The organism is Candidatus Polarisedimenticolia bacterium, assembly GCA_035764505.1.
Lineage (GTDB): Bacteria > Acidobacteriota > Polarisedimenticolia > Gp22-AA2 > AA152 > AA152.
Genome location: DASTZC010000281.1, coordinates 39,503 through 66,400, shown reverse-complemented (window position 1 = coordinate 66,400; position 26,898 = coordinate 39,503). Strand labels below are relative to the sequence as shown.

20 protein-coding genes are annotated in these 26,898 nt (G+C 67.4%); all 20 read right to left on the bottom strand.

All coding sequences use genetic code 11. The features are described 5' to 3' along the window. A partial coding sequence (locus VFW45_18485; protein HEU5182782.1) for a glycosyltransferase family 4 protein occupies nt 1-1,048 on the bottom strand: 1,048 nt, incomplete at its 3' end. Between the two features lie 3 nt (nt 1,049-1,051). Continuing rightward, entirely contained in the window at nt 1,052-2,509 is a 1,458-nt protein-coding gene (locus VFW45_18480; GenBank protein HEU5182781.1) for an O-antigen ligase family protein, read from the bottom strand. Beyond that, nucleotides 2,497-3,681, bottom strand: a complete 1,185-nt coding sequence (locus VFW45_18475) for a glycosyltransferase (GenBank protein HEU5182780.1) — start codon at nt 3,679-3,681, stop codon at nt 2,497-2,499. Before VFW45_18475 ends, VFW45_18480 begins: the two co-directional genes overlap by 13 nt. Before the next feature lie 196 nt (nt 3,682-3,877). Continuing rightward, on the bottom strand, nt 3,878-4,057 hold the full coding sequence (locus VFW45_18470; protein ID HEU5182779.1) for a DUF5989 family protein: 180 nt from the start codon (nt 4,055-4,057) through the stop codon (nt 3,878-3,880). 13 nt (nt 4,058-4,070) lie between these two features. Beyond that, a complete protein-coding gene (locus VFW45_18465; GenBank protein HEU5182778.1) occupies nt 4,071-5,807 on the bottom strand; it encodes a carbamoyltransferase in 1,737 nt (578 codons plus the stop codon). Between the two features lie 13 nt (nt 5,808-5,820). Continuing rightward, a complete protein-coding gene (locus tag VFW45_18460) occupies nt 5,821-7,263 on the bottom strand; it encodes a glycosyltransferase family 39 protein (GenBank protein ID HEU5182777.1) in 1,443 nt (480 codons plus the stop codon). Beyond that, nucleotides 7,250-8,401 carry a glycosyltransferase family 4 protein gene (locus VFW45_18455; protein ID HEU5182776.1) on the bottom strand — a complete coding sequence of 384 codons (1,152 nt, stop codon included), beginning with the start codon at nt 8,399-8,401 and terminating at the stop codon, nt 7,250-7,252. Before VFW45_18455 ends, VFW45_18460 begins: the two co-directional genes overlap by 14 nt. Before the next feature lies 1 nt (nt 8,402). Next, complete coding sequence (locus VFW45_18450; GenBank protein HEU5182775.1) at nt 8,403-9,893, bottom strand: radical SAM protein; 1,491 nt, start codon at nt 9,891-9,893, stop codon at nt 8,403-8,405. A 47-nt stretch (nt 9,894-9,940) separates the two neighbouring features. Continuing rightward, complete coding sequence (locus tag VFW45_18445) at nt 9,941-11,071, bottom strand: NAD-dependent epimerase/dehydratase family protein (protein ID HEU5182774.1); 1,131 nt, start codon at nt 11,069-11,071, stop codon at nt 9,941-9,943. Beyond that, on the bottom strand, nt 11,068-12,084 hold the full coding sequence (locus VFW45_18440; protein ID HEU5182773.1) for a glycosyltransferase family 2 protein: 1,017 nt from the start codon (nt 12,082-12,084) through the stop codon (nt 11,068-11,070). Before VFW45_18440 ends, VFW45_18445 begins: the two co-directional genes overlap by 4 nt. Next, nucleotides 12,081-14,303, bottom strand: a complete 2,223-nt coding sequence (locus tag VFW45_18435; GenBank protein HEU5182772.1) for a polysaccharide biosynthesis tyrosine autokinase — start codon at nt 14,301-14,303, stop codon at nt 12,081-12,083. The genes VFW45_18440 and VFW45_18435 overlap by 4 nt, the downstream gene beginning before the upstream one ends. A 22-nt stretch (nt 14,304-14,325) precedes the next feature. Next, nucleotides 14,326-16,062 (bottom strand): sugar transferase, encoded by a 1,737-nt coding sequence (locus VFW45_18430; protein ID HEU5182771.1) that lies wholly within the window; start codon nt 16,060-16,062, stop codon nt 14,326-14,328. Beyond that, the gene (locus tag VFW45_18425; GenBank protein ID HEU5182770.1) at nt 16,059-17,261 is read right to left on the bottom strand and encodes a glycosyltransferase family 4 protein; all 1,203 of its coding nucleotides are present in this window, start codon (nt 17,259-17,261) and stop codon (nt 16,059-16,061) included. Before VFW45_18425 ends, VFW45_18430 begins: the two co-directional genes overlap by 4 nt. Then, a complete protein-coding gene (locus VFW45_18420; protein ID HEU5182769.1) occupies nt 17,258-18,739 on the bottom strand; it encodes a radical SAM protein in 1,482 nt (493 codons plus the stop codon). Before VFW45_18420 ends, VFW45_18425 begins: the two co-directional genes overlap by 4 nt. A gap of 34 nt (nt 18,740-18,773) precedes the next feature. Continuing rightward, nucleotides 18,774-19,724: a glycosyltransferase family 2 protein gene (locus VFW45_18415; protein ID HEU5182768.1), complete on the bottom strand. Its 951-nt coding sequence runs from the start codon at nt 19,722-19,724 to the stop codon at nt 18,774-18,776. Beyond that, the gene (locus tag VFW45_18410; GenBank protein ID HEU5182767.1) at nt 19,721-21,718 is read right to left on the bottom strand and encodes a hypothetical protein; all 1,998 of its coding nucleotides are present in this window, start codon (nt 21,716-21,718) and stop codon (nt 19,721-19,723) included. The genes VFW45_18415 and VFW45_18410 overlap by 4 nt, the downstream gene beginning before the upstream one ends. Beyond that, on the bottom strand, nt 21,715-23,388 hold the full coding sequence (locus VFW45_18405) for a glycosyltransferase family 39 protein (GenBank protein HEU5182766.1): 1,674 nt from the start codon (nt 23,386-23,388) through the stop codon (nt 21,715-21,717). The genes VFW45_18410 and VFW45_18405 overlap by 4 nt, the downstream gene beginning before the upstream one ends. Further along, complete coding sequence (locus VFW45_18400) at nt 23,385-24,869, bottom strand: hypothetical protein (GenBank protein ID HEU5182765.1); 1,485 nt, start codon at nt 24,867-24,869, stop codon at nt 23,385-23,387. The genes VFW45_18405 and VFW45_18400 overlap by 4 nt, the downstream gene beginning before the upstream one ends. Then, the gene (locus tag VFW45_18395; GenBank protein HEU5182764.1) at nt 24,866-25,783 is read right to left on the bottom strand and encodes a glycosyltransferase; all 918 of its coding nucleotides are present in this window, start codon (nt 25,781-25,783) and stop codon (nt 24,866-24,868) included. Before VFW45_18395 ends, VFW45_18400 begins: the two co-directional genes overlap by 4 nt. Nucleotides 25,784-25,793: 10 nt before the next feature. Next, nucleotides 25,794-26,894, bottom strand: coding sequence for a radical SAM protein (locus VFW45_18390; protein HEU5182763.1), 1,101 nt, complete (start codon nt 26,892-26,894; stop codon nt 25,794-25,796). Between the last annotated feature and the right edge of the window lie 4 nt (nt 26,895-26,898).

Below are 26,898 nucleotides of genomic sequence, written 5' to 3'. Positions count from 1 at the left end.
CCAGCCTTCGCGCGGCTTCCGGGTCGCCCGCCAGACGCGAAAGGACGGCCGCCAGCGCCGGCGCGTCCCCCAGGGTGGCCACGTAGCCGCCGCACTCGTCCACCAGCTCGCGATTCTCGGGGATGTCGCTGGTTACGACCGGAAGCCCGTACGCCATCGCCTCCAGCAGCGCCACAGAAAGACCCTCCATGGTCGAAGGCAGGACGAAGGCGAGGGCGTTGGAGAAAAGCTCCTCCAGGGCGTTGCCCGTGAGGAAGCCGGTGAAGACGACGTCGGGGCCGGCGCCGGCTCGCAGCTGCGCCATGTACTCCTCGGAATAGCTCGATCCTCCGGCGATCACCAGCGGCAATCCGGTGCCGGCGGCACGATGCGCCTGCAGCAGGACGTCCAGTCTCTTCTCGGGCGACAGACGTCCGGCATAGAGGAAATACTGCCGGGGCCGCAAGCCCCAGCGCGCTATTTCGCTGTCCGGGCGGGCCTCGATGCGGTTGACGCCGTTGGGGACGTAGCGCACTTCCCGCCGGAAGCGATCGCGGTAATGACGCTGCAGGGTCCGGGAGACCACCACCGTGGCGTTGGGACAATTCAGCGAGGTCCACTCGCACAACCGCAGGTAGGTGCGCGCCAGCGCCCCCCACTTGGCCCGCTGCCAGTCCAGACCCCGGACCGACACCACGGTGCGCTTGCCCGCAAGCCGGGGAATCCAGGCGAAGGGAGACGAGCCCAGTGCGTGGAACTGCACCACGTCGACGTCCCGAAAGCAGACGTCGGCCGTCGACACCAGCGTGTGAACCAGCGTTTCCAGGTGCTTTGAGCGGATGGTCGGAATGCGGCGCACGCGCACACCGCGGTAGTCATCCCCCGGCGGGGAGAAATGCGACCGGCAATAGGCCGTCACCTCGTGGCCGCGGGCAGCCAGGCGGGAGCCGATCTCCTCGTAGTAACGCTCGATGCCGCTGTAAGCGGAGCCGACGCCCCGTCCTCCAATAAAAGCGATGCGCAAGGGACGAAAGCCGCCGTTGCCGCCATCGCGTGTCGTTCGTGACATGCGCTATCTCCTTCCGGCGCGCGCAGGAGCGGGCGCCGGCTTGGGTTTATCGGTCACCAGCACCAGCATCACCGCCAGCAGAGCCCAATAGACGAGCTGGATCTGCGGCATCAGGAGCGTGGTTTCGTTGAGGTTATGGACCACCAGGGCGATCAGGCTGCCGCTCATTCCCAGCCAGAAAACCAGATCCTCCGGCAGCCTCGCCCGGCGCACGTAGCGCAGGCACACCAGACTCGTCAGGCCCAGGAGCAGGATCCAGGTGGACGAGGCGGGCACGCCGGCACGCAGCATCATCCCCAGATAACCGTTGTGCGCCGTCTGCAGACGCCCCATTTTGGCCAGCTCCGGATCGATGTCCGAACCCGTCCCGATCCAGGGGCTTTCGGAAATCTTGTCGAAGATCAGCTGCCACTGCACCAGCCGCCACTTGAAGTTCTGCTGCCCCGTGGGGTCGCTCAGGGTAAAGAAGCGCTGCACGTTGGGCTTGTTCAAAATGTTGCCGCGCGTGGCGGCGAACAGTCCGAGCGCGAGGACGCCGGCGCCGCCGATCGCCAGGAGGCGCTTCCAGGGGACCCTCAGGATGAGTGGGGCCATGGACGCCATGAAGGCAACCAGCCCGCCGCGCGACTCGGTCAGCCAGAGGACCCGCATGAGAATGAGGAGCAGCACCGCGAAGAATGCCTGCTTTTTGAGATTCTTTTCGAACAGCATGCGCGTGACACAGAACGGGACGACCAGGATCATGTAACCGGCCAGCGCGTTCTTGGTGTTGAAGGGAGCGCTCGCGGAGGCGTGGCTGACCATCGTCTGGTACCAGCCGTACAACGCTATCCCAACCGTGGTAGCAAGCAGGAGATCCACCAGCCGCATGGCGGCCTTGCGATCGGGCAGGCAGTAGAGCAGAAGCGGGAACGGCAGCAGCACCCGAAGCGAGTCGCGGTAGGCGTACCATATGTTCTGGACCGGGCCCCCCAGAAAGTCCCGGTTGGCGTCCCCCATCACGAAAGTCAGGCACATCCAGACGGCGAGAAAAGCCCAGAGCGCCATGAAGACCCGGGTCAAGGGGCTCAGGAAGCGCGCCCCGCCGCGCGCCCGGGCGAGGATGGAGCCGGTGGTCACCACGACGAGCGTGAGAATCACGGCATCCAACGCCCGCACGCCGTTGAGTCCGCCGACCTCGTAGGCCATCTCGAAGGGCGAGAGCACCACGATGGCGTACAGGCTGATCATGGGGACCAGGACCCAGATCGTCACGCCCGCCCCGACGATGGCCAGGAATGCGGCCCCGGCCGGAGGCAGCATCAGGATCACCCACGCCAGAGTCAGCGCCGAGGTCACGATCCAGAACGGCACGGTGAGCCAGCGGGGAAAACTCCAGGAGCGCGCCGACTTGGCGGTGGACGCCGCGGCGGGGGTGAAAGGGAGCTTCCAGCGGCCCGAAGAGGTCGTCACGGCTGCCATAAGGGCTCCTGCGGCTTGGAATCGAGGCGACTGCCTCGGTTCGACAAGAGCAGCTCGTCGTAAAGATTCAGGGTATCGCGGGCCATGCGCTGAATCGAGAATTCGCTACGGACACGCTCGAGGGCCTGCGACCCGAGCCGGCGGCGCAGATCGGAACTGCTGATCAGCCCGCTCAAGGCGACCGCCAGGGCCGCGGGATCTTCAGGCGGGACCAGCCTGCCGGTCACGCCATCCACCACCACTTCGCCGCTTCCGCCGACCCGGGACGCCACGACCGGTTTGCCGCGCGCCATCGCTTCCAGCGGCGCCACCGGCAGCCCCTCTTCGCGCGAAGGAAGCACCAGGAGATCGCAGGCTTCTATCCAGGGAGCCACGAAGCCGCGCGACCCGGCAAAGAAAACCCGCTCCTGCAGCCCCCGCCGGCGGGCCAGATCCTTCAGCGCGGCAGCCTCCGGTCCATCTCCGACCAGCAGGGCACGCCAGGGCGGACAGGGACCGGCGTCCATCAACGCCAGCGCCTCGAGGAGGAGATCGGGCCCCTTTTCCGCATGCAGGCGCCCCAAGAGGAGCAGCACCGCTTCCTCGGGGGCGATTCCGAGGCGGCAACGAAGCCGCGCACCCCAGCGCGGCGAGGGCTCCACGGCTTCGATGCCGTTGCGCACGACGGCGATGCGGCTGCGTGGCACGCGATCCCGGCTCTCGAGGCGCTCCGCGACCGCTTCGGACACGGCCAGGATGCGAGTGCTGAGGGGACTGGAGACACGGTTGATCCAGAGCGCCGCCGGGGAACGGTTGTCCCCGAGGCAGCGCTCCGAGGAGATCAGGGGTACCCGGCGGAGGGTGAAGAGGCGGGTGAGCCGCGCGGCACAGTGCGAGCGATACAGGAAGCTGTGGATCAGGTCGAAGCGGCGCCGGCGCATCAGCCGGCGCAACGTGAGAAAGCCTCCTCCCACGATGCGCAGCGTGGAGCCGCGCCCGCCGAAGGCGAGCACCTCGATGCCGCGGGCCTGCAGGCGCGCGCCGATGGCGCCGACGTCTTCGAGGCTGGCGACGGTCATCGCCACGCGCCCGGAGGCCTGCAGCTCCACGGCCAGGCGCTCCAGCATCCTCTCCGTGCCGCCGAACCCGAGACTGTTGACGATCGCCAGCACCCGGATCGGGGTTCGGGTCATCGCCGGCTCAGCGCCGCCCGCCCCCGCCGCACGCGCTGGTTACGTGCCGGCTCCGGTCCGAAGTGGCGCACACGCCCCGCGATTGGGGGCGATGTTGAAAGCGATTCTTGGCTTGATGGCAAGGAAGCGGCCGCGGCGGCGCTCCCCAGGGTGCTTGTCGGATCATCGTGGTCACCGTCGTGTTGCCGGGAAAAACTCAGAAAATGGTATAGATAAACGGAGCCAGGGCGGAGCCGTGGGTCAGCACGATCAGAATTCCCAACAGCGCGCTCAGAATGATGATCGGCGCCAGCCACCACTTCTTCCTGACCCGCAGGAATTCCCAGAATTCCCTGCCGAATTGGACCTTGTCCTTCACCGATTCCTTGATGCTCATCCTGCCCTTCCCCCTAGTCGAGTTGGAATTCCTGCCGCCAGTCCCCTTCCTCCTGGAAGGCAGGCTGGGCCTTCTTGTCGAGAACGTAAGGCCCCATCACCAGATAGTCCATGTGCGTGCGCATGAAACAGCGGTACGCATCATCCGGCGTGCAGACAATGGGCTCCCCCCGGACGTTGAAGGAGGTGTTGATGATCACCGGGACGCCGGTCCGGCGATCGAACTCCTTGATCAGATCGTAGTACAGGGCGTTCTGCTCCCGGTTGATGCTCTGGATGCGCGCCGAATGGTCCACGTGGGTCACCGACGGGATGATGCGCTTCTCCTCCCGCACAGGCGCCACCAGAAGCATGTAGGGGCTGGGACGATCGATTTCGAAATATTCGGAGATGCGCTCTTCCAGCACCGTCGGCGCGAAGGGGCGGAAGCTCTCGCGGAACTTGATCTTGAGATTGACCACGTCCTTGTTCTCGGGATTGCGGGCGTCGGCGAGGATGCTCCGTCCGCCCAGGGCCCGCGGTCCGAATTCCATCTTGCCCTGGAACCAGCCGATGACCGTCTGCCCTTCGATCAGCGCCGCCACCCGCTTCACCAAGGTGTCGCGATCCAGCTTCTCGGCCGGCGCCCTGTACTTTTCGAGGATCGCCTGGACCTCGTCGTCCGAGAATTCCGGGCCCAGATAGGCGTGGCTCATGCTCTCTGTGCGCGGCTGGTCCAGGACGCTGTGATAGATGTAGGCCGCCACCCCGAGCGCACCACCGGCATCCCCGGCGGCGGGCTGGATGAACAGGTCCTTGAAGGGGCCTTCGCGCAGGACCCGGCCGTTGGCCACGCAGTTCAGGGCCACGCCGCCCGCCAGACAGAGGTTCTCCATGCCGGTCTCGCGGTGCAGGTAATCGGCCATCTTGAGCATGATCTCCTCGGTCACTTTCTGGACCGAGGCGGCCAGGTCCTTGTGGTGCTGCTCGAGCTTCGATTCGGCCTCGCGCGGCGGCGCCCCGAACAGCTTCGCGAAGCTGCCGTTCACCATGCGCAGGCCGTAGTGATAGGAGAAGTAGCGCATGTCCATCTCGAAGCTGCCGTCGTCCTTGACGGCGATCAGCTTGCGGATCAGGTCGACATATTTCGGCTCGCCGTAAGGTGCCAGCCCCATCACTTTGTACTCGGCGCTGTTGACCTTGAAGCCGAGGTAGTAGGTGAAGGCGCTGTACAGCAGCCCGAGGGAATGCGGGAAGCGAATCTCCTTGAACAGCTCGATCTTGCGGTCGCGCCCCACGCCGTAGCTGGCGGTGGCCCACTCGCCGACCCCGTCCACCGTGAGGATGGCCGCCTCCTTGAAAGGCGAGACCAGGAAGGCGCTGGCGGCGTGCGACATGTGGTGCTCGGTGAACAGGATTTTTCCCTTGTAGTTCAGCTCCTTCCGGATCATCTGCGGGATCCAGAGCTTTTCCTTGAGCCAGACCGGCATCGCCTTGCTGAAGGAGCGGAAGCCGCGCGGGAAGGTCGACAGATAGGTGGAGAGCAGCCTCTCGAACTTCAGGAAGGGCTTGTCGTAGAAGCCGACGTAATCCAGATCGGCCGTCGTGATACCGCCCGCCTTCAGGCAGTACTCCACCGCGTTCTTGGGAAAGTCTTCGTCGTGCTTCTTACGGGTGAACCGCTCCTCGGAAGCGGCTGCGACCACCCGCCCGTCCTGGATCAGGCAGGCGGCCGAATCATGGTAGAAACAGGAGATTCCGAGTATGTTCATGCACTCCATCCAATCAGAACTGTCTGAGACATTCTTGCAGGCCCTCGCTCGTCTTCTCCCGGACCACCCAGAAGGACGACCCCTGCACGACCCCTTCCATGGGATCCTTGCGGAACAGCTTCATCAACAGGGAGAGGGGGCCCAGGACCAGGCCGAACAGCAGGGCCAGGAGGAGGAACGTCTGGACCAGGGCGATTTTCAGGGCCACCCGCTTCCAGCCTTCCCAGAGGGCGGCGGGCAGGGATCGTAGGGCGTTCACGAGCTCTCCTTCCAAGAGTTGATCCGCCGCATAGGCGGCCAGCAGGAAAAAAGCCGGATCGGCGGGAATGCGATAACGCATCTGGGTGAAGAAAGGAGCGTAAGCCAAACCCAGGGCAACCGGCCACCCTGCCAGGAAGCCCCAGCCGACCACCTTGCGGCGGGCCATGAAAGCGCCGAGCGCCGCTCCCGCGAGCAGGACGGAGAAGCCCGCGGCATAGAGAAGCTTCTTCCGATTGGTGACGAGAGGATTCTGGAGGCGCATGCGCGCGTCCTCGCGGTGCGCTTTCTCGCGAAATCCGGCGCTCGCCGCCCAAAGCCGGTCGGGATAGGGGTTCCAGAAGCGCACGAACTCGGAAGCGATGTGCTTCAAAGTGAACCCGGGTCGTTCGGCCATCGCCGTGAGCTTGGCCTCCACCAGGTTCGTGCCGTTTCCCTGCGAAAGGGGCGCGTCGCTGTCGGGGGCGGCCGGCAGATGGACCCCCGCCCGCTTGAGCACCGGCCGGAAGTCGTCCGACTCGGCCATGCCCACCAGGAAGGGAATCGCGGTGACCAGCACCGCCGCCGTGAACACCGCTGAGGCTCCGGCCCGTCGCTTCAGGGTACCGCCTTCCATCAGCAGCCAGAAACCCATGAACACGGCCGCGGCCCATCCGGCCTCGAACGTCAGGCAGGCTGCTCCGATCAGGACGCCCGCGCCGGCCAGGCAGATGAAGTCGCGCCGCGGCTCCCCGGAGCGCAGCGCCTGCAGCGTCAGCCCCCCCCATATCGCCAGGCTCCCCACGACCAGCGGGTACTCGATCCCGGGCAGGACGATCTGTACCGGGAAGAAAACGCACAGGGCCAGCGCCAACAGCCCCGCTCGGCGGCCGAACAGCCGCCGGCCGAGCAGCCAGATCAGCGCGCAAAGGCCGGTGGAAAGCAGCGCCTGCACCAGCCGCAGCGGCAGCACCTCGCGGCCGAACAGCGCGTAGACTCCCGCCATGAAGATCGGATATCCGGGCAGGTGCTCGTAGGAGTGGTGGAAGCGGCCCAGATCCAGCAGCGTGCGGGCGGCCCGATCGAACTCCACCGAATCGAAGAAATAGAATCCCGACGGCTGCATCAACACGAAGCCGAGGCGCAGCATCAGGGCCAGTATCAGGAGCCCCACGACCCAGCGCTTCTCGCGCGCCGCCCCCGGATCAAGAAGCGGCATGCGCCCCTCCCAGGACCTGCAGGTTTCGCGCCAGGGTCTGTCCGATCACGGCGGGAGCGGCGCACAGCTCGAAGCGGCGCCGCGCATTGCTCCCCAGTCGATTCGCCAGCTCGAGGTCGGAGCGGGCCCGCCGGATGGCGTCTGCAAGGCTCTGCGGATTGCCGCTCTCGCACAGCAGGCAGTCGACCCCGTCGGTGAGCATCTCGCGCGCCGCCGGCGAATCGGCGGTCAGGATCGGCTTGCCGGAAGCCATCGCCTCGTAAACCTTGTTGGGCACGACGCGGGCGGCTTTCCCGGTGGTGCCGAAGATTCCGAGGCAGAGATCCGAGCGCCGTACCGTCTCGGCCAGCATCTCCGGGGACTGGCTCCCGACGAACTCCACGCTGCGCAGCCCGAGCTCGTGCGCCAGAGCCTCGATGCGCGGCCGCTCCTCTCCGTCTCCCACCAGCAGAAACCGGCAGGGCTCGCCGGATTCCTCCAGCAGCGCCGCGGCCCGCACCACCGTTTCCATACCGTGCAGCGGAATGTAGCGCCCGAAGTGCAGCACCGTCGGCGGTTGATGTCCGTTGCCGGGAGGTTCCGCGGCGGGGGTGAACACGGTGTCGTCGGCCCCGATCGGCAGAATCCAGAATTTTTCCGGAGGCACGCCGAACTGCCGGCAGAAGAACTCACGATGCGCGCTGGTGTCGAGGAGGACCCGGTCCGCCAGGCGGCAGGACCAGCGGTCCACCCAAGCGAGGGCCCGCGCCTTGAGACCGCGCGGCGCCAGCGCGCCGCGGTCGAGGACCAGAGAGTCGTACAGCGACAGGAACGCGTCGAAGACCAGGGGGACCCGGCGGACGCGGCTGAGGACCCAGGCGGGAAAGACGTCGAAATGCCCCGAATAGCCGACGAACAGGAAATCAGGGCGGGGTGATGCAAGGAACCGGGCGCCGAGGCGCAGGTAGGCCCAGGCCGCCCGCAATACCAGGCCGGGGCCCAGCCAACGGCCGCGCGCGCGCCGCACCTTTTCGGCGGTGGATCCCCACAGCGGCGCGTGCATCTCGCGGACCACGACCTGGTTGGCGCGCAGCCCCTGGATGAGAATGCGGTTGCGCGGATAATCGCGGTCGTAGGTCCCCCAGTAGCAAACGGTCATCTCACGCCGATTCCAGGGCGCCGCGCGTCGTGGAGCGCGTCTTGCGGCGGACGTTCTTGGAGAAGTAGAGCAGCCGACTCACGATGGAGACGGTGCCCCGCCAGACGCGCCGGAACTCGCGCGTGCTGGTCAGCCGTGACGCCGTGCGCATGATGAAGCGAGGGCGCAGGTAGAAGCGCCGGTAGGCTTCGAGCCGGGCCTTCTCGAGGTCCAGGCGCGACAGGGTCTCGGTCTCCAGGACGATGTCCTTGGCGGCGTAGTCCTCCCAGCTGGTGGCCCGCAGATAGCCCTTGCGCAGCGACTCTTCGTACATCTCGGTGCCGGGATAGGGCACCGCGGCGGCGAACTGAGCGTTGTCGGGATCCAGCTTCACGGCGAAGTCGATGGTCTCCTTCAAGGTCTCCTTCGTCTCTCCCGGTCCGCCCAGCATGAAGAAGGCCTGGGTCTTGATGCCGGCGCGCCGCGCCGCCTGGAAGGCCTTCACGACCTGATCGAGCGTGATCCCTTTCTTCAGGCGATTGAGGATCTCCTGCGATCCCGACTCGACCCCGAGGTACAGGTTGTCGCACCCGGCCTTGCGCATCTCACTGAGCAGCTCATCGTCCACCGTGTCGACGCGCCCCATGGAGATCCAGTGGACTTTCAGGTCGCGCTCCTGGATCAGCCGGCAGATCCGCAGGAGCCGCTCCCGATCGATGGTCATGGTGTCGTCGTCGAAGTAGATGTCGTCGACGCCGTGCTGGCGCACGAGGTACTCCATCTCGTCGACCACCGACTCCGGGTCGCGGGCACGGAAGTCGCGCCCCACCATCGTCCCCGGCCACAGGCAGAAGGTGCAGCGATAGGGGCAGCCGCGGCTGGAGAGCATGAAGGTCCCCTTTTTCCCCTGGTACTGCGCCGTCTGGTACTTCTCCATCAGGATCGATTCGCGATCGGGATAGGGCCAGCGGTCGAGATCACCCTCGAAGGGGCGATCCGGATTGACGCGGATGCCGCCTTCGCCGCGCCAGGTCACTCCGGCGACTTTCTCCAGATTCGAGCCGGCGCGGAGCGCCAGGGCCACCTCGCGCACCGTGACCTCGAACTCGCCGCGGATGATGGCGCCGATCTCCGGGTGCTCCCGCAGCAGCTCCTGGTGATAGTAGGTCGCGTGCGAGCCCATCAGCGCCACGAAGGTCTGCGGCCGCAGCTCCTTGATTCGTCGGATCGACTGGAGGTCGTGATCGATGGAGGGAGTCGAGCACTCCATGGCGATGAAGTCGGGCGCGATGCGCGCCACCTCGGCGGCGTAGCGCTCGATGTCCAGCTCGTCGCAGACGCCGTCCAGGAAGACGGTCTCCACCCCCTTCTCTTTCAGGAGCGCGACGGTGTAGGCGAGGAAAATGGGGAATTCGAGCTTCTTGTCCTTGCGTTTGTGCGGCCAGCGCACGGAGGACCGGGCGCCGTAGCCGTCCCCTGGCCAGGGTGGGTTGGTCACGAGAGCCTTGAACATGGAACTGCGCACTCCTTTCGGTGAATGAGATTCCCGGGCGGCGCGGGTCAGGAGACCAGCCCGCGCGCCTCGAGCTCCGCGACCGCCTCGCGGGTGAAATCCTGCGGCTTCTGGGTCCTGGCCCACTCGGCCAGGTCCTCGTAGCCGCGCTCCAAGGGCATTGCCGCCTCGAATCCGAGGGCCTTGCCGATCTTCGTCACGTCCGCGAAGCAATGTCGGATGTCGCCTTCCCGGAAGGTCCCCGCCACCTGGGGCGCCGCGTCTCCCTGAGGGCGCAGCTTGGCCGCCAGCGAGGAGGCCATCTCCAGCAAGGTCGTGCGCCGGCCGGTCCCCACGTTGAACACCTCGCCGTCCGCCTGCGGCTTCTCCATCGCCAGCAGGTTGGCGCGCACGATATCGGAGACATGGATGAAATCGCGGCTCTGCATGCCGTCCTCGAAGAGGATCGGGGCCGCCCCATTGAGCAGGCGGCTGGCGAAAATCGCCGCCACGCCGGTGTAAGGGTTCGACAGCGCCTGGCCGGGGCCATAGACATTGAAGTAGCGCAAGGCGACGGCCGGAATGCCGTAGGCGCGCCCCATCACCAGCACCGTCTCCTCCTGGCAGCGCTTGGTGATGGCGTAGATCGATGTGGGCGCAGGTGGCACCGTCTCCGCCGTGGGTAGAGGCTCCAGCGGCGCCTTGCAGCGCGGGCAGGCCGGCTCCCATTCGCCCGGCGACAGGCTGCGCCGGCTGCGCGGCTGCGGATGGACCGGGCCGCAGGAGGGACAGGAGTAGTATCCCTCGCCGTAGAGCGACATCGACGAGGCGACGACGACCTTCTCCACCTTCGAGCCCGGCGCCGCCAGGCGCTGCATGAGCAGCGCCGTCCCCAGGCTGTTCACCCGCGTATAAGCGGCCGCCTCGTACATCGATTGGCCGACGCCCACGCTGGCGGCCTGATGAAACAGCACCTCGATGCCCTCCAGAGCACGGCCGAGCAGCTCCTCGTCCAGGATGTCGCCGCGCAGCATCTCGACGTCCTCGGGCGTGCCTCGGTGCCGGCCGTCGCGGCCGTGCACCTGCGGATCGAGGACATCCAGGACGCGCACGCGGTGCCCGCGCGCTCTCAGCGCGGCGACCAGGTGCGAGCCGATGAATCCGGCTCCTCCCGTGACGAGGACGCGCCGCATCGTCATGACGGCTTCCCTCCGCCGCCCCAGGAGGAAGTCTTCCGTCGCGAGGCGGCGTGCTCCGAGTCGCTCTCCAGATTCTCCAGCTCCATCTTGCGCAGCCGGTACTGCACGTCCTCGACCAGCTGCCGGTTGGCCGCCATCAGGTCGCTGACGACGCCGAAGAGGATGGTCACCGCCCCGAGGATGGAGAGCGCCGTCCCCGCCAGGAACGACTGGGTGTGGCCGCTGGACCCCTCGGCGGTGAAATAGAAGTAGAAGAACCGGGCGATCAGCAGCCCGCCGCCGGCCAGCAGCGTCAGGCCGGCGTAGGCAAAGACCTTCAGCGGCTCGTAGAGCGCATAGATCCGCACCATCGTGCTCACCGACCGCTTGATGTAGAACCACAGGTTCGGGAACAGCCGCGATTCGCGCAGCTGTTTGTTGACACCTACCGGCACGTGCGCCACCGCCAGATGCTTCTTGCCGGCCTGAATCAGCGTCTCCAGGGTATAGGTGAAGCGCGAGAAGACATTCAGCCGCAGCGCCGCCTCCCGGCTGAAGGCCCGGTAGCCGCTGGTCGAGTCGAGCAGCTCCAGCCCCGAAAGGCGCCGCATCACGTGGTCCCCGAGGCGGTGCAGCATCCGCTTGACCCGTGAGAAGTGCCCGAGCGTCTGGACCCGCCGATCGCCCACGACGAGATCCGCCGTGCCCTCGAGGATGGGGGTGATGAGCCGCTCCAGATCGCGAGCGTCGTACTGGTTGTCGGCATCGGTGTTCACGATGATGTCGGCGCCGAGCTTGAGGGCCGCGTCCAGTCCCTGGGTGAAGGCGCGTGCCAGCCCCTGGTGGGTCGGCAGCACCACGACGTGATGCACGCCCAGGCGCCGGGCCACCTCCGCGGTGCGGTCGGTGCTCCCGTCGTCGATGACCAGAAGCTCGATGCGATCCACCCCGGGGAGGCTGCGCGGCAGCCCCGCGAGAGTGATCGGGAGGGTGGTCTCCTCGTTCAAGCAGGGGATCTGGATGATGAGCTTCACGCCTTTTTCTGCTTTCCCTTGGGTTTCTCGGCCGCGGCGTCCTGCGAGGGATAGCCCTCGTAGCCGTAGTAGCCGTATTCCGGATACCGGTAGCCCTGCTTCTTGAGATTCACCTTGTTCAGGACCAGCCCGATGACGTTGGCCTGGACCTCGTCCAGCCTTTCCCGCGCCCGACGCACGAGGGTACGCTCCGCCGCCCCGGGACGATGCACCATCAGCACCGCGTCCGAGCGCGCCGCCAGGATCACCGAGTCGGTCACCGAGATCAGGACCGGCGAGTCGACGACGATCAGGTCGTAGCGTGCCTTCAGCTGCTCCATGACCATGCGCGCGCGCTCCGAGCCCAGCAGCTCGGAAGGATTGGGCGGGATGCCGACGCACAGCAGCAGATCCAGGTTTTCCACGCTCGAGGTCTGGATCGCCTCCTCCAGCGTGCAGTCGGTGGTCAGGAGACGGACGATGCCGCGTCCCTGCTCGCGGTTGAAATAGCGGTGCAGGGCGGGGCGCCGCAGATCGGCGTCGATCAGCAGGACCTTGCGTCCGCTCTGGGCCATGACCGCGGCGAGGTTGGCCGCCGTGGTCGACTTCCCTTCACCCGCCACCGCGCTGGTGACCAGGACCGTCTTGATGTTCTGCTTCCCCGAGGAGAACAGGATCGAGGTTCTCAAATTTCGGTACATCTCCGCCACGTGCGAGCGCGGCTCGTTCACCGTCAGCAGCGGCATGACGCCGTTCACCTTCTCGCCCGGCCCGCCCGGCAGCTCGGGGACCACGCACAGGACCGGCAGGCCCAGCGTCCGGCCCGCGTCATCCGGCCCCTTCATCCGGCTGTCCAGGTGCTCGCGCAGCAGGACGAAGCCGATGGAGAACACCGGCCCGAGAACCAGGGCCATCATGATGTTGCGCCCTACGTTGGGCTCCACCGGTATGGTCGGGACCTCGGCCTTGTCCAGGACCAGCACGGCCGGGTTCTTGATCTCGCCCGACAGCTTCGTCTCGTTGAGGCGCTGCAGCAGCCCGTTGTAGGTCGTGCGATTGATCTCGACCTCCTGCTTCAGGAAGCCGTAGCGCACCCCCACGCGGCCGACGTTGCGCACTGCCGCCTTGTGGGACTCGAGGGTCTTGGCGAGGGCGTCTTCCTTGTTCTTGAGGATGTTGTAGTCGGAGGTCAGCTCGGCCAGGGAGGCACCCTTCAGCGACGGGTCGGCACTCGGCGTCCCCATGTCCGGGACATCCATGGTCTTCAGCTCCGCGCCGATCCGATCCACCTTGAGCTTGAGGGACAGGATGTCGGGATGGTCCGGGCCGTAGCGCTGCGACAGCTCGCGCAGCTGGATTTGGCCGTCGACATATTCCTTCTTCATCTGCTCCTTGACCGCGTTCTGAACCTCCGCGTCGAGAGCGTTGGTGGCGCTCTTCGCCCCCGAAGAAGAGGAGCTGCCGCCCTTGGTGGCGCGCTTGAGCGCCTCGATGCGCTGCTCGCGTTCCATGCGCTGGAAGCGGGTGGTCAGGTACTCTTCATTCAGCCGTCCCAGCGCCAGAGTCGAGAAGGGATCCTCCTCGTCGGAGGCCATGATGTTCTCCTGCTCCTTGAAGGTCTGCAGCGCCGACTCGGCCTCGCCCAGCTTCGCCTTCTGCTCGGCCAGCCTTGATTCCAGCCAGGTCACCCCCTGGTCCGCCATCTGCTGCTTCTTCTCCAGGTTGCTGTCGACGTATTCTTCGGCGATGGCATCGGCGATGCGCGCCACCCGGTCGGGGAAGCCGCCGCGCACGGTGATCTTGAGGACGCGCGACTGCCCGGCCGGCATGACGTTGATACGCGGCTCCATCATCTTGGCGAGCTTGCGCGACTTGTTCTCGACGTCCTTCTCGTCCACCTTGCCGTAGAAGCCCTCCCGGATGAGGCGCTTCACCGCTTTCTGCAGGAAGCTGCGGCTCCCGAGGATCGCCACCTGCGTCTGGACGTAGTTGAGGTCGCGGATCTGCTCGCCCGGCAGGACGTCGTCGAAGCTGAGCAGGCGGGGCAATTCGCGCCCCGCGAGGACGCTGCTCTGGGCCTCGTACAGCTTGGGCTGCAGGGACGACCAGACCCCCACGGCGACGCCGAGCACGATCGTGAAGGAGATGATGATCCACTTGTTGGCTGCGATCAGGCGGAGATAGGCCTGGATATCGAACTCGAGCTCGGAGGTCTGTTGCTGCTGCGTCTCTTCCCTCATTTCCCTCTCTCCTCTCAACCCCTCAGAAGGACCCGCGCGTGTGGAACACGATGAACAGGGTCCGCAAGAGGATTCTCAGATCCAGCATCAGGGACCGCTCCCGCACGTATTCGATGTCGAGGCGGATCCAGTCGTGAAACGACGTCTTGCTCCGGCCGCTGACCTGCCACAGGCCGGTGATCCCCGGCCGCACCTTCAATCGCGCGTCGCGCCAGGCCGGGCAGAACTGCATCTCCTTCTCGGCCAGGGGGCGCGGGCCCACCAGGCTCATCTCTCCCATCAGCACGTTCCACAGCTGGGGGATCTCGTCGATGCTGAAGCGGCGCAGGAGCTTCCCCAGCTTGGTCGAGCGGGGATCGTTCTCCATCTTGAACATGGGACCGTCCACCTCGTTCTTGGGGCGCAGGTCGGTCTGCATCGCCTCGGCGTCCTTCACCATCGTGCGGAACTTGACCATCTTGAACTCGCGTCCGTTGCGGCCGCAGCGCTTCTGGCGGAAGAAGATCGGCCCGGGAGAGGTCGCCTTCACGACGGCGGCGACCACCAGAATCACCGGCAGCAGCAGGACGAGACCGGCCAGCGCCGCCCCCAGATCCATGGCCCGCTTGAAGAAGCGGTACATGGCGCGCGCCGCGAGGCCGCGGGCGTAATGCCCGGCCGACGAGGCCAGCCCCTGGATGACCAAGTCGGCGTCGGAGAGATCCACCTCGCCGATGTCCAGACTCTCCGGGATCGCCACCACCCCGCGCAGGCTCTGGCCCGGGGAGACGACGGTGTCGGCCGCCAGGACGCAGCCGTCCACCCGCGAGTCGCGCTCCACGTGGGACCCGGGGAGCAGCAAGCTCTCGCGGATCACGGCGCCGTCCTCCACCACGCAGCCGTCACCGATGCACACCGGCCCGATGAGCTGCGTCTGGGAGCCGATGACGCAATCGCGTCCGATCATCACCGGGCCGAACAGGTGCGACATGTTGGACACGCGGCTGCCGCGCCCGACCCAGATCCGATCGGCAATCTCGCCTTCGAAACTGTAGCCGTTGACGTGCCCCAGCAGGACCGCCCGGTTGACCCGCAGATAGTCGCGCAATTCCAGGACGTTCTTGCAGTAGCCGTCCAGGTCCACCGCCTGGATGGCGCGGCCCTCCTCGCGCAGGCGCGGCAGGAGCTGCTCTTTGATGTCGAAGTAGACTCCCGGCTGGATCACATCGAGGACCCCGGGATCGAAGACGTAGACACCCACCGGCACGCGGGCCAGGCGGTCGCTCTGGGAGAGGTTGCGCACCCGCATGGAGCTGACCTCCCCCTCCTCGCCTACCTCGAGCTCCATGTGGTGCCAGTCGCGGGAGCCTTCCGAGTAGGGGCGCACCGCGATGGTGACCGCCGCCCCCTTGTCCTGGTGGAACGCGCCGAGCGAGCCGAGGTCGGCGTCCAGGAAGAGGCTGCCGTGGATCACCATGAAGGGCTCCGAGTCGATGAAGTCCTTCAAGGGGAGGAGGCACCCGGCCGTCCCGCGCGGCAGCGCCTCTTGCGAGTAGTGCAGCTGCATCCCGATGGCCTTTCCGTCGCCGAGGGTATGGCTGTAGGCATCTCCCGAGCCGCTTACCGCCAGGGCGACCTCGCGCACCCCGTTCGACTTCAAGAGGTGCAGCAGGTATTCCACCATCGGGCGGTTGGCCACGGGCAGCAGGGCCTTGGGGACCGTGCGGACGAGCGGCACCATGTGGGTGTCCTGGCCGCCCGCGAGAATGACTGCTTTCATGAGGCACCTCCCGCCGCCGAGGCCTCTGCGCCGGCCGCGCGCATCTCTATCCGACCCAGCATTCCCCGGTAGATTCCTTCCAGCTGCCCTGCCATCCGGCGCCGCGAGAAGCGGGCCTCCGCTTCGCGGCGGGCCGCACGCCCCATGGCGCGACGCTGCGCTCCGTCGCGCACCAGATCATCCAGGGCCGATGTCAGACCGGCGACGTCGCCGGGAGCCACCAGACGGCCCGTGACGTCGTCCCTCACGAGCTCGGGGATGCCGCCCACCCTGGTGGCCACGGAAGGCAGGCCGGAAGCCATCGCCTCCATGAGCGTCACGGGAGTATTGTCGGCCAGAGTCGGGAGGACGAACAGATCGGCGCGCCGGTATTCCTCGGGCATGCGCTCGCGCTCCACGCTGCCGGTCGCCTCGATCCCCTCGGCGGGCGCGCCGGGAGGGAGTGTCCCGACCAGGCGCAGCTTTACCTTCGGATGCGCCGCGCGCAGGGCCTGGAAGGCCTGCAGGAGCTCGGCGAGCCCCTTGGTCGGATCGTTCGGGCCGGAGACGAACAGCAGGGTCACGGCGCGATCGCCGGCCTCCTCCGAGGCGGGCTGGAAGCGCTCGAGGTCGATGCCGTTGTAGACGAGATGCATCTTCTTGCGTCCCAGAAGCGAGTAGCGGGTGAGCTCCTCGAGCCAGCGCGACGGCACCACCACTTCGAGGGGCGAGGCGGCGTAGACCGCCTCCTTGAGCAGCTTGCCCGCGATCGAAGCGCCCGGCCAGGCGCTGCAGAAGACGCACAGGCGCCGCATCCCTTCGCACGACGGCGGCTCGGGAACCGAGCGCAGGCAGAGGTGCCACTGATCGTGCAGCGTCCACACGGTCGGAGCGCGGCGCGACAGGAGGAGGGCGGCCAGCGAGAAGCTGCGCCTCTGCACGATGTGGAAGTGCAGGATCTCGGGCTGGAAGGAGCGCAGCGCCGCCTTCAGCTTGCGGATCATCGCCGGATTCCAGAACAGATGCCAGGGGCGGCGGTCCGGCTCGGGCGGCAGCGGCAGCGAAATCCGCCGCAGCCCTTCCTCCCGCAGGTCGAGCTCCTCGCTGCCGCCATGGATGAAAGCAACCTCGTGGGCGCGCGCCAGCTCGCGGGCCGCCTCGAAGGCGATGACCCCGGCCCCGCTATAGGGGTAATGGCCGCACAGCACCGCGATTCTCACGCCTGCTCTCCGCTCTCGAAAGAGGTGCCGATGGGACGCGGGAAACCGGTTGCCGCGTAGCGGCTCAGGAACGCCTTGAACTGGCGCCAGTTCTCCTTGACGTCGTAGAGGTTGCGCATGCGCGTCACCCGCTTGAGGATGCGCCGCGGCGTCAGATAGTGCTCGATGTAGATCCGGTTCATGGCGTTCTTCAGCTCGGGTGTCGGCAGGTCGCACCAGGAGCGCCCCGAGACGCCGTCGAAGTCGTGCCAGTCGGCTACCTCGTGCTTCACCTTCTCGTAGAAGGGGGTGCCGGGAATCGGCGTCATCAGGCTCACCTGAATGTCGTCGGGATCGGTCTTCTTGATGAACTCCAGGGTCTCGCGCATCGTCTCGCGCGTCTCTCCCGGAGCGCCGAGCGAGTAGGTGCAGTGCACGCGGATACCCGCCGACTTGGCCCAGCGGATCGTGTCCTCCACCTCCTTCAGAGTGATCTCCTTGTCGATGGTCTCGTCCAGGAGGCGTTGGGAGCCGCTCTCGACCCCCAGGAGGATCTTCGTGCAGCCGGCCCGCTTCATCAGCCGGAAAAGCTCGGGTGTGGTCTGGTCGGCGCGGAAGTTGGCGATCCAGCCAATGCGCACCCCGCGCCGCAGGATGGCGTTGCAGATCTCCTCTACGCGGCGCACCGTGACGTTCACGGTGTCGTCGTGGAAGAAGACCTCGCGCGCCCCGAAGCGCTTCTGCAAATCGACGATCTCGTCCACCACCTTCTCGACGTCGCGGAAGCGGACCTTGTTGTTGAACATCACCGGGACCCACAGGCAGAAGGTGCAGCGGAACGGGCAGCCCCGGCTGGCCATTACCATGTAGCAGGGATCCTGCGTCCGCAATCCGACGATGTACTGGTCGGCGGGGACCAGGCTGCGGTCCGGCCAGGGAAGGTGGTCCAGGTCTTTCAGGAGGGGGCGGTCGGGGTTCACCACCACCTCGCCGGCGCGCTTCCAGGTCACCCCGGGGATGCCGGAGAGGTCCGCTCCCTGCTCCAGGACCCGGGCGATCTCGCTCACCGCCACTTCGAACTCGCCCCGTACCGCCGCGTCGACGAAGGGCTCGGAGGCCAGCTCGCGGTGGAACACGGTCACGTGGGTGTCCACCAGCACGGTGAACGCCCCGATCTTCTCCTTGGCCAGCCGCGCCATCAGCAGGTCGGTGTGGATGGTCGGCGTGGAGGTGGCGACGATCACCAGGTCGGGGCGCAGGGTGGCATAACGCTCGACGGTGCCGTCGATCCCCAGATTCTCTGCGATGGCGTCGACATAGGTGACCTCGTGCCCTTCCGCCTTCAGCAGCGCGCCGCATTGGGCGAACCAGAACGGGTAGGCGTGCGGCACCTGCCGGCTGAGCTTGCGCGGCAGGCGGTGCGGCCAGCGATCGCCGCTCCGGATCATGACCGAATCGACGCGGTCGTCCGGGCCGTTCAGCAGCAATATCCTCTTCATGAAGTTCGACTCCCTCGCGCTCGAAGACGACGCATCAGGTCCATGCCTCCAGGCGCGGCGGGGGGACGCGGCCGCCGGCCTTGAGGAGGAAGTAGTAGAGATAGCCGCAGGCCAGGAGCGCACGGCGCTCCTGGGCGAAGCTCTGCCGCGCGAGCCCCGCGAGCCGCAGCGCCCCCGCTGCGACGGCGCAGGCGGGGCCCCCCGCCGCGAATACCAGGCAATTCGCCGCCCGGCGCGGCACCGATTCGGTGCCGTGCGCCGCGCGCGTGTAGCCGGAGTAGAACAGGCGCTCGCGAAAAAACTCCCGGGTCAGACGGCTGGCGGGAACCAGATGATCGACCACCAGCTCCGGGAGGTAGAGGAGGCGCTTGCCGCGGGCACGCGCCCGGATGAAGAACTCGGTGTCGCCGCCTCCCATGAGTGAGCTCCCCTTGCGATCCAGATCCAGTCGGAACAAGCCGATCTCCTGGAAGATCTCCCGCCGGAACGCGACGTTGGTCCCATACAACCAGGGCGGAGAGACGATCTCGATGACCTGTGTGCCATAGTCGCAGTGGATCAAGTAGCGCAGCAGGACGTCGCTGAACCAGATCGGCCGCGGCGCCTCCCAGACCAGATCCACCTTTCCCCCCACGATGGGCGCGTCGTGACGGGCGAAGCCATCGAGGATGGCGGCGGCCCACTCGGGACGTGCCCGCGCGTCATCGTCCAGAAAGGCGATGATCTCTCCCTTGGCCTCGCGCACCCCCCGGTTGCGGGCGGCGTCGAGACCCAGCTCCATCTCGCGGAACACGCGCACATCGAGTATCCCGCGGCGGGCGAAGCCGGCCACAACCTCCGGCGTGTCGTCGGTGGAGGCGTTGTCCACCACCAGGACCTCGAAGCGATCCCGCGGCAGCGTCTGCGCCTCCAGGCTGGCGAGCGCGTCGCGCAGGACGCCGGCACGGTTGTGCGTGCAAACCAGAATGCTCAGCGGCAGCCTCATCGCGTGCCTCCCGATTCCAGCAGCTCCAGATGGGAGCGCCGCCGGAACGGATCGTACGAATAGACCAGGGCCGGGCGGTCGGGATAAAGGGCCTGCAGCTGACGCCGGCTCTCCTGGCCCAGATCGCGCGCGTAGACGATCCCGGTGCGGAAATCGAGCGGGTTGCGCACCAGATCGCCCGGCGGCATGCGGCCGCTGCCGGTCTGCAGGAAGACGAGGGCCGATTTCAATCCGGTCGCCCGCACCGTGGCGTACAGGTCGCGGTTGTGGGCTACTTTGTCGCGATAGTGGTAGGCCAGCAGCGGCAGGGTCAGCCCGAAGGTCAGGGCGAGCGCCGCGGCGCCGGACAGGACCAGGCCGCGCCGGGCGCGTTCCCCTTCCTCGCCGCGCCGCTGGGCCAGCCACTTCTGCCATCCCGCGGTCGCCAGCAGGACGAGGTAGACGAAGCCGTCGAGGTAGTAGCGCGGACCATACTCGTTGCTCCCCTTGTTCTGGAAGATGAGGTGTCCCACCGCATCCAGGACGAAGGCGATGGCCGCCAGAGTCAGAATCCGCCGGCGCGGCGTCGCGCGCTCCCCCGCCCGTCCGCTCGCGAGGAAAGCGATCCCCACGAGGCTCCCCGGGACGACCCAGAGCATCAGCTTGACCAGCCACCAGGCCGTCACCATCAGATTCCCGGGGCCGAGCCCGGCCTGGATGTCGCCGGGATCGTAGGCCTGATATCCGGATCGCCAGGCCGAGCCATACAGCGTCCCATTGAAGAAGGCCAGCAGCGCCACGGAAGCCGCCAGCGGCATCACCAGCGCCGCCAGGTGCGCCCCGCGCCGCGCGGTCATGAACCGCCAGGCCAGATAGATCACGAAAGGCCCGGTGAGGAGCAGGGCCGATGCGGGCCGTACCGTCAGCGCCGCGGCGGCCGCCGCCGAGGCCGCCGCCGTCCAGCGCGCCGAGCCGGTCTCCTCCACCCTCCACACCGCGGCGAGAAAGGCGGTGACCAGCAGAAGGGTGAGAGGGTGGTTGAAATACGATGCGGCGTTGAACAGGAAGAAGGGTGCTGCCGCCAGGAGCGAGAGGGCCAAAGCCTCGCTCCGCGGTCCCAGGAGCCGGGCCGCCAGCCAGCCGAACAGCGCCACGGTCAGCGCGGCGAGGAGCGGGTTGAGGATCTGCGGCACTCCGAGCTTCACGAAGATGGCCAGCAGCGCCGACCAGCCGGGAAATGCCTTGGCGAAGAAGCGTCCATGCTCGACATCCATCACGAAGCTGCGGGCGCGGAAGAACTCCGGGTGAGGCGGCGCCGGCACCCACAGCCGGCCGTCGGCGAAGATGCGCGCCTGTGTCAGGTACGAGCTCTCATCCGAGGAGTTGGGGAAGTCCTGCAGCACGACCTGCCCCAGGATCACCGCCGTCGCGAAAACCAGAGCGGCGAGCAGCAGTCGCCGCCGCGCCGGTCGCATCGAGCGCCAGATCCGGCGCGCCGATTCCAGGAACCGCTGCAGCGCGCCCTCCACCTTGCGCGGCTCCGCGGCGAGCAGGGTCGGGAGCACCGCCAGGAAGAGGAGGAACAACCCGGCGACCAGAGAGATGTCGGCCAGTCCGCGCAGACGATACAGAAGGCTCTCCTCCAATCCTCTCTCCTGCGAGAGCAGCTGACTGCCCAGCGGATGGCTCAGGGCTGCCGCGGCCAGCATCGCCACGCCCGCGGCAGCCGCGGCGAGCCGGACCGAGATCAAGGAGGCGAGCGCCAGCAGCGACAGCAGCCCGCCGCACGCCAGGATCGACAGCTTGATCCGCTCCATCCGTCCCGCCGGATCGGCCAGGAGGAAGGTGAGCGTGTCGAAGCGGCCCAGCATCGGCTCGAGATGCATCGCCAGGTATCCTGCAGACAACCCGGTCAGGGCCAATGCGGCGGCGAGCAGGTGACGGCCGCGGGATCCCATCGGCTCTACCACGGGAAGCGCGTCCTCGGCGCGCATCGGAACGGGCACCGGACTCATCGGTCCTTCCTCCCGTACAGCGACACGATCGATCCGTCGGGAACCGCAAAAGTGGCGATCTCGTCCAGCTCGCTTCTGCGGCTCTCGACGTAGCGCATCATCTCGGGCACCACCCCTTCCCACGGCGGCACCGCGCTGTCGCCGGTCTTGGTGACCAGGTAGTCGTACTCCGTGAAGGACTGGTAGAAGTCGGGACGCCCGAAAGGGTCCAGCCCGACTTCCATGGCGACATGCGATTTCATCCGGTTCACCAGCTGTACGACGGTGACCGGCAGACCGCGGCGCGCCGTGAAGTAGGCGACCGTCGGGCCGTTGACCGACTGCATGTCGGCCACCACTCCGACCTTGCGGACGCGATCCGACGCCTTGTGCTCGGAGAGATCCTTCTCGATCGCCCCGGTCAGCGCCGCCATTTTCCAGTCGCCGCTACCGCCGGCCTCCCATCCGCCGCGCAGACCCGCCGCCGGCATCAGCAGCAGCACGGCGGCCGCGCCCGTGACCGCGACGTGCCGGGAGGCGGCGCGCCGCCAGAGATCGGCCAGGCCGATGGAGGCGGCCAGCAGGAGCACCGGGATCCAGGGGAGCAGGTAGCGTGATTGCTTGTTGGCGACGCCGAAGGTGAAAACGACGTAGAGGACCGCCGCCCAGCCCAGCAGCAGCCCGATCGATCGCCGCGCCGTGCCGCGCCACAGACCCGCTGCGATCCCGGCGGCGGTCGCCAGCGTGAGGGGCCACCCCATCAGCCTTCTCGGCAGCGCCTCGAGGTGGTAGCGCACCGAGAAGAGGGTGAAGGGAGACTCGAAGCCATCGGCGGCGCCCCCCGCGTGCACCCAGGTCTTGCGAGCCAGGATTGGCAGGATCGGCAGGTAATACGGTGCGACGAGCGCCGCCCCGACGAGCAGCGCCAACCCCAGGTTGGCCGCCCGGCGCCGCGGCGAGGCTTCCCTGCCGTCCGCAACCCAGCTGCGCGCAACGGCCCAGGTCATCGGGGGCGCCAGGAACAAGAAGAAGCTCCACTTGGCCAGCATGCCGGTACCGCACAGCGCTCCGAAGAAAAGGCTCCAGCGGCGATCGGCAAAGCCGCGTGTCTTCAGCAGGGCCCAGACCGCCAGGATCACCAGCGCCGCCAGCGGCAGATCGAGCATGTACTCCCGGGCGTTGGAGCGGATGCCGGGCGCGGCCAGCACCAGCAGGGCCGCCAGCAATCCGGCGGGCCGCGGCGCCAGCGCGTTGCCCAGCCCCCACACCGCGAAGGCGAGCACTCCGAGGAAGAGCAGGTTCGTCGCCATCGCCGTCTCGTAGCTGTGGCCCGCCGCGAGATAGAGCAAGGCCGTCACGGCGGGGACCAGCGGAGGGTAGTAGCCGGTCGGCGTGATCAGCGGGTAGTCCTCGGAGCCGTGCAGGATGGCGCGCACAACGGGCAGGCTCACGGTCCCCGGATGGGTCAGGATCCGCTCGACGACCAGGCTGTCGCGCAGATGATTCGCGGGATCCCAGCCGGGCGGCGTCCCCGATTCCCTCAGGGCGGGCGCGAGCGCCGCGGCGAAGGCGGCGAGCGCCAGCACCAGCGCAAGGATCTCGTGGCGCGCCGACCATCCCGGCAGGGCCCGGTCGGCGGCGGCGCGCAGCGGCAGAATCGACATCTCTCCCAGAGCACCCCGCACGCTCATGAGCGCCCTCCCGCGGCACTCGCTGCCAGCTCGGCCCGCGGCCGGTAGACGAACAAGCCGTCCACGATCCGATCCATGCGGTAGGCGCGGTCCATCGCCTCGAGCGTGGTGGGTGCCCAGTAGTTCTCTCCCTGGTAATGGCTGGGGTGCTCGAGCGGCGAGCGCAGCAGGATCGCTCCGAACTCGCGCGCCAGGATCCGCCGGTTCAGGGGCCCCGGATCCCACCGGCCTCGCTTCTCCATGTAGGCGAAGGCGAAGGGATCCATGATGGTGAGCGGCTTGCCGCACTTGAGGGCCACGTTCTCGTCCTCGATCAGGACGTCGCCCGGTGCCTCGGCGGCGATGCGCACCGCATCCTGGTTGGGGCGATAGCGGAACTCGGCCATCCTCCCGGTCATCCCGACCGAAGAGGCGATGCCGACGCAGAACAGCCCCGCCAGCAGGGCGGCCGGCGCCTGCTGCAGTGTGGCACCTTCGCGCCCGGCGAGTCGCGCCAACCCCGCTCCGGCGAGAATCAGAGCGGCGGCCAGCGGCTCCATGAAGTAATAGGTGTCGCTCCCCAGCTTGGTGGAGGCGGCCATGGAGACGGCCACGGAGACCAGCAGGTAGCAGGCCGGAAGACGCAGCTTCGGATCCGGTCCCGACAGAATTGCCGGCGCCGCCAGGATCAGCGGCAGGGCGGCGAGCGCCAGGAACATCGCCAACCCCCCCAGCGGCCGGCTGATGAAGCTCAGTGGCGAGGAGCCGGGAACCTCGAAGAGGTTCATCGTGGCCAGCCCCCCGGTGAGCCGATCCAGGCCCAGCAGGATGGCCAGGCAGGGAACCGCGACGGCCCCTATAAAGAGGATGGCCTTCCCGGGCTTCTTCTCCCAGATCAGATGCAGCGCGATTGCCAGCGTCGCCGCCAGGGCGGTCTGCTTGGTGAAGGCGGCCGCCACCAGCGGCAGAATCGCCCAGTACCGGCGGGGGGAATCGGCGTGCAACGTGTAGATCAGCATCCCGAGAAGCGAGAGCGCCACGGCGGGCACGTCGCTGCGCGATGAATAGGCCACCGGCAGGATGATGGGAGAGGCGAGGAACAGCGCGCCGGCCACTCGCGCTCCGAAACGATCGGCCCCGGCATGCCGCGCCAGGCGGATCAGGATCAGCGCGCTCGCGACGGCCGATGCGAGGGCCAGGATCCGGCCCAGCAGGTAAGCCCCGTCGACGCCGGCCCCGAAAAGCCGGGTCATCGCCCCCAGCGCCAGATAGAGCACCGGCCCGTACATGGCGGTCACGTAAGGTCCCTTGTGGATGTTCAGGAACAGGGGCTCGCCATGCGCCACCCGCAGAGCTGCGGCGACCACCGCTCCCTCGGGCTGCGAGGTATCTTGAGGATTGAACAGTCCGAAGGCAGCCGCCAGGATGAACACGGCCACCGCGGAGCCGACCAGGACCCCGACCAGCGTTCTCACTTCCATCTCCCCGATGCGGCGCGTCATCGGGCCCGTCCTTTCTCGAGTCCCGCCATTCCGGCGGAGATACATGCGAAGTAACGCGCGCCCCCCTGGAAAAGGCCCTTCAAATACTCGAGCTGTTCTTCCATCTTCCGGCCGTCGCCGCGCAGCGCTCCCGAAGCGAGCGACAGGCTGCGCACTCCGGCGCGCTGCACGAAGCGCCATCCGCTGATCAAATCGCCCGCGACGAAATGCTTGGCGAAATAGCCGCCCGCGCCCACGCCGTAGCGGCGGGCCAGGCGGCGGTTCTCCACCGGAGCCCGCCAGGAGCGGTGCTGCACCACCGCTTCGGGGACGTAGACGATACGGAAGCCGGCGCGCAGCAGGCGATGCACCATGTCCATATCCTCGGCGCTCTCGAGGGGGGCGCCGGGGCCGAAGCGCTCGTCGAACGGTCCGACGCGGCGCATCGCCTCGCGCAGCACCGCGAAATTTCCTCCCCCGCCGACCCGCCAGGGATGCGTCCGGGCCGAAAAGGAGCGGGCCTGCGGCGGCGCGTACATCGAGCGGGTCTCCTCGCCTCCGTCGCTCCCGGGCTCCGGCAGGGTCCGGCCGGCGACGGCGCCCGCCGTGCCGGCGGCAATCGGGCCGGTGATCGCTCCGAGCCAGCCCGCATCGACCCGGCAGTCATCGTCGGTGAAGGCGACGATGTCGGAGGTGCAATCGGCAATTCCCTGGTTCTTCGCGTGCGACAGCCCCTTGCCCCGGCTGCGCAGGTAGCGCACCGGCACCTTGCCTCCCTGCTGTCGGCAGACCGCCAGCCGGGTCGTCTCATCGGCGCTCTGGTCCACCACCACGATCTCGGTGGCCCCCGGCGCGCAGGCCAGCACCGAACGCAGGCACTCTTCCAGCATGGCGCTGCGATCGCGGGTGCAGATGAGGACCGATATGGAGCGCATCACGACGACCTCAATGAGACCAGAGCCCGCAGCAGCGGGAGCAGTAAGGGAAAAGCCCGTCCTCCCGCATGGCGCGGCGGAAGGTCTGGTAGGGCTCGTTGTTCCATATTTCACCGAAGCGCTGCCGGCGGACGTTGCCCATGATCAGATCGGGCCGATCGGAGCAGGGCGTAACGTCCCCGTTCGGCAGAATCTCGGCCTCCAGCCACGGGACCAGGCAGCGCGTCTTGCCGAAGGCCTCGGATGGCTTACGGTAATAGGCCGCGATCTGTCCGGGATGCAGGTCCGGGAGGAAGCTCAGGGGGAGCGACTTGTCACGGCGCGCCATCTCGCGCATCTGCGAACCGATGAGATCGGGGTCGAGACTCGACACGTCCATCACGAAGCCTTTCCATGACCCGGCGTGGGCGCTGAATTTCTCGCGGAAGTAGGCCTCGTTGGCTCGGCCGATCTCCTCGGTGGTGAACCAGAGCTGCGAAAGAATCATCCGATCTGCGCCCAGGGCCTCCACGGTCTCGTAGGTCTTCAAGAGAACATCCTGGTTGCCGGGGGAGACGGTGGTGTTGACGACGATCTCCGGCTTGGCGCCGCCGTTGCGCGCCGCGCGCACCGCCTTCAAACCGTCGGCAATCTTCTGGAACGAGCCGTCCATGCCGCGGATCCGGTCGTGCACCTCGCGCGGGCCGTCCACCGACACCATGATGGCGTCCACCCCCAGATCCACCAGCCGGCGGGCGTCGCGCGGCAGGTAGGTTCCGTTGGTGTTGATGCTGCAGTACATTCCCAGGGACTTGACGTGCTCGACGAAGGGGAGGAGGTCGCGGTGCAGGAAGGGCTCGCCGCCCCACAGGAAGACTCCCGTACCTTCCGCGGCGACATCATCCACCACCGCGCGCAGCGTGGCGAGATCCAGCTGCTGCAGCTCGTGCTCGCGCGGCATCTCGTGGAACAGACCCTGCTCGCCCCATTGCCAGCACATGGTGCAGCGCAGGTTGCAGCGGTAGGTCATCATGAAGGTGAGGACTCGCGGGGCCTGCCAGCGGTCCGCCATGAAGGCCGGAGCCGTCCGCAGCAGGATCTCCTTGAGCCGCGCTCCCAACTCGTACGACATTTCT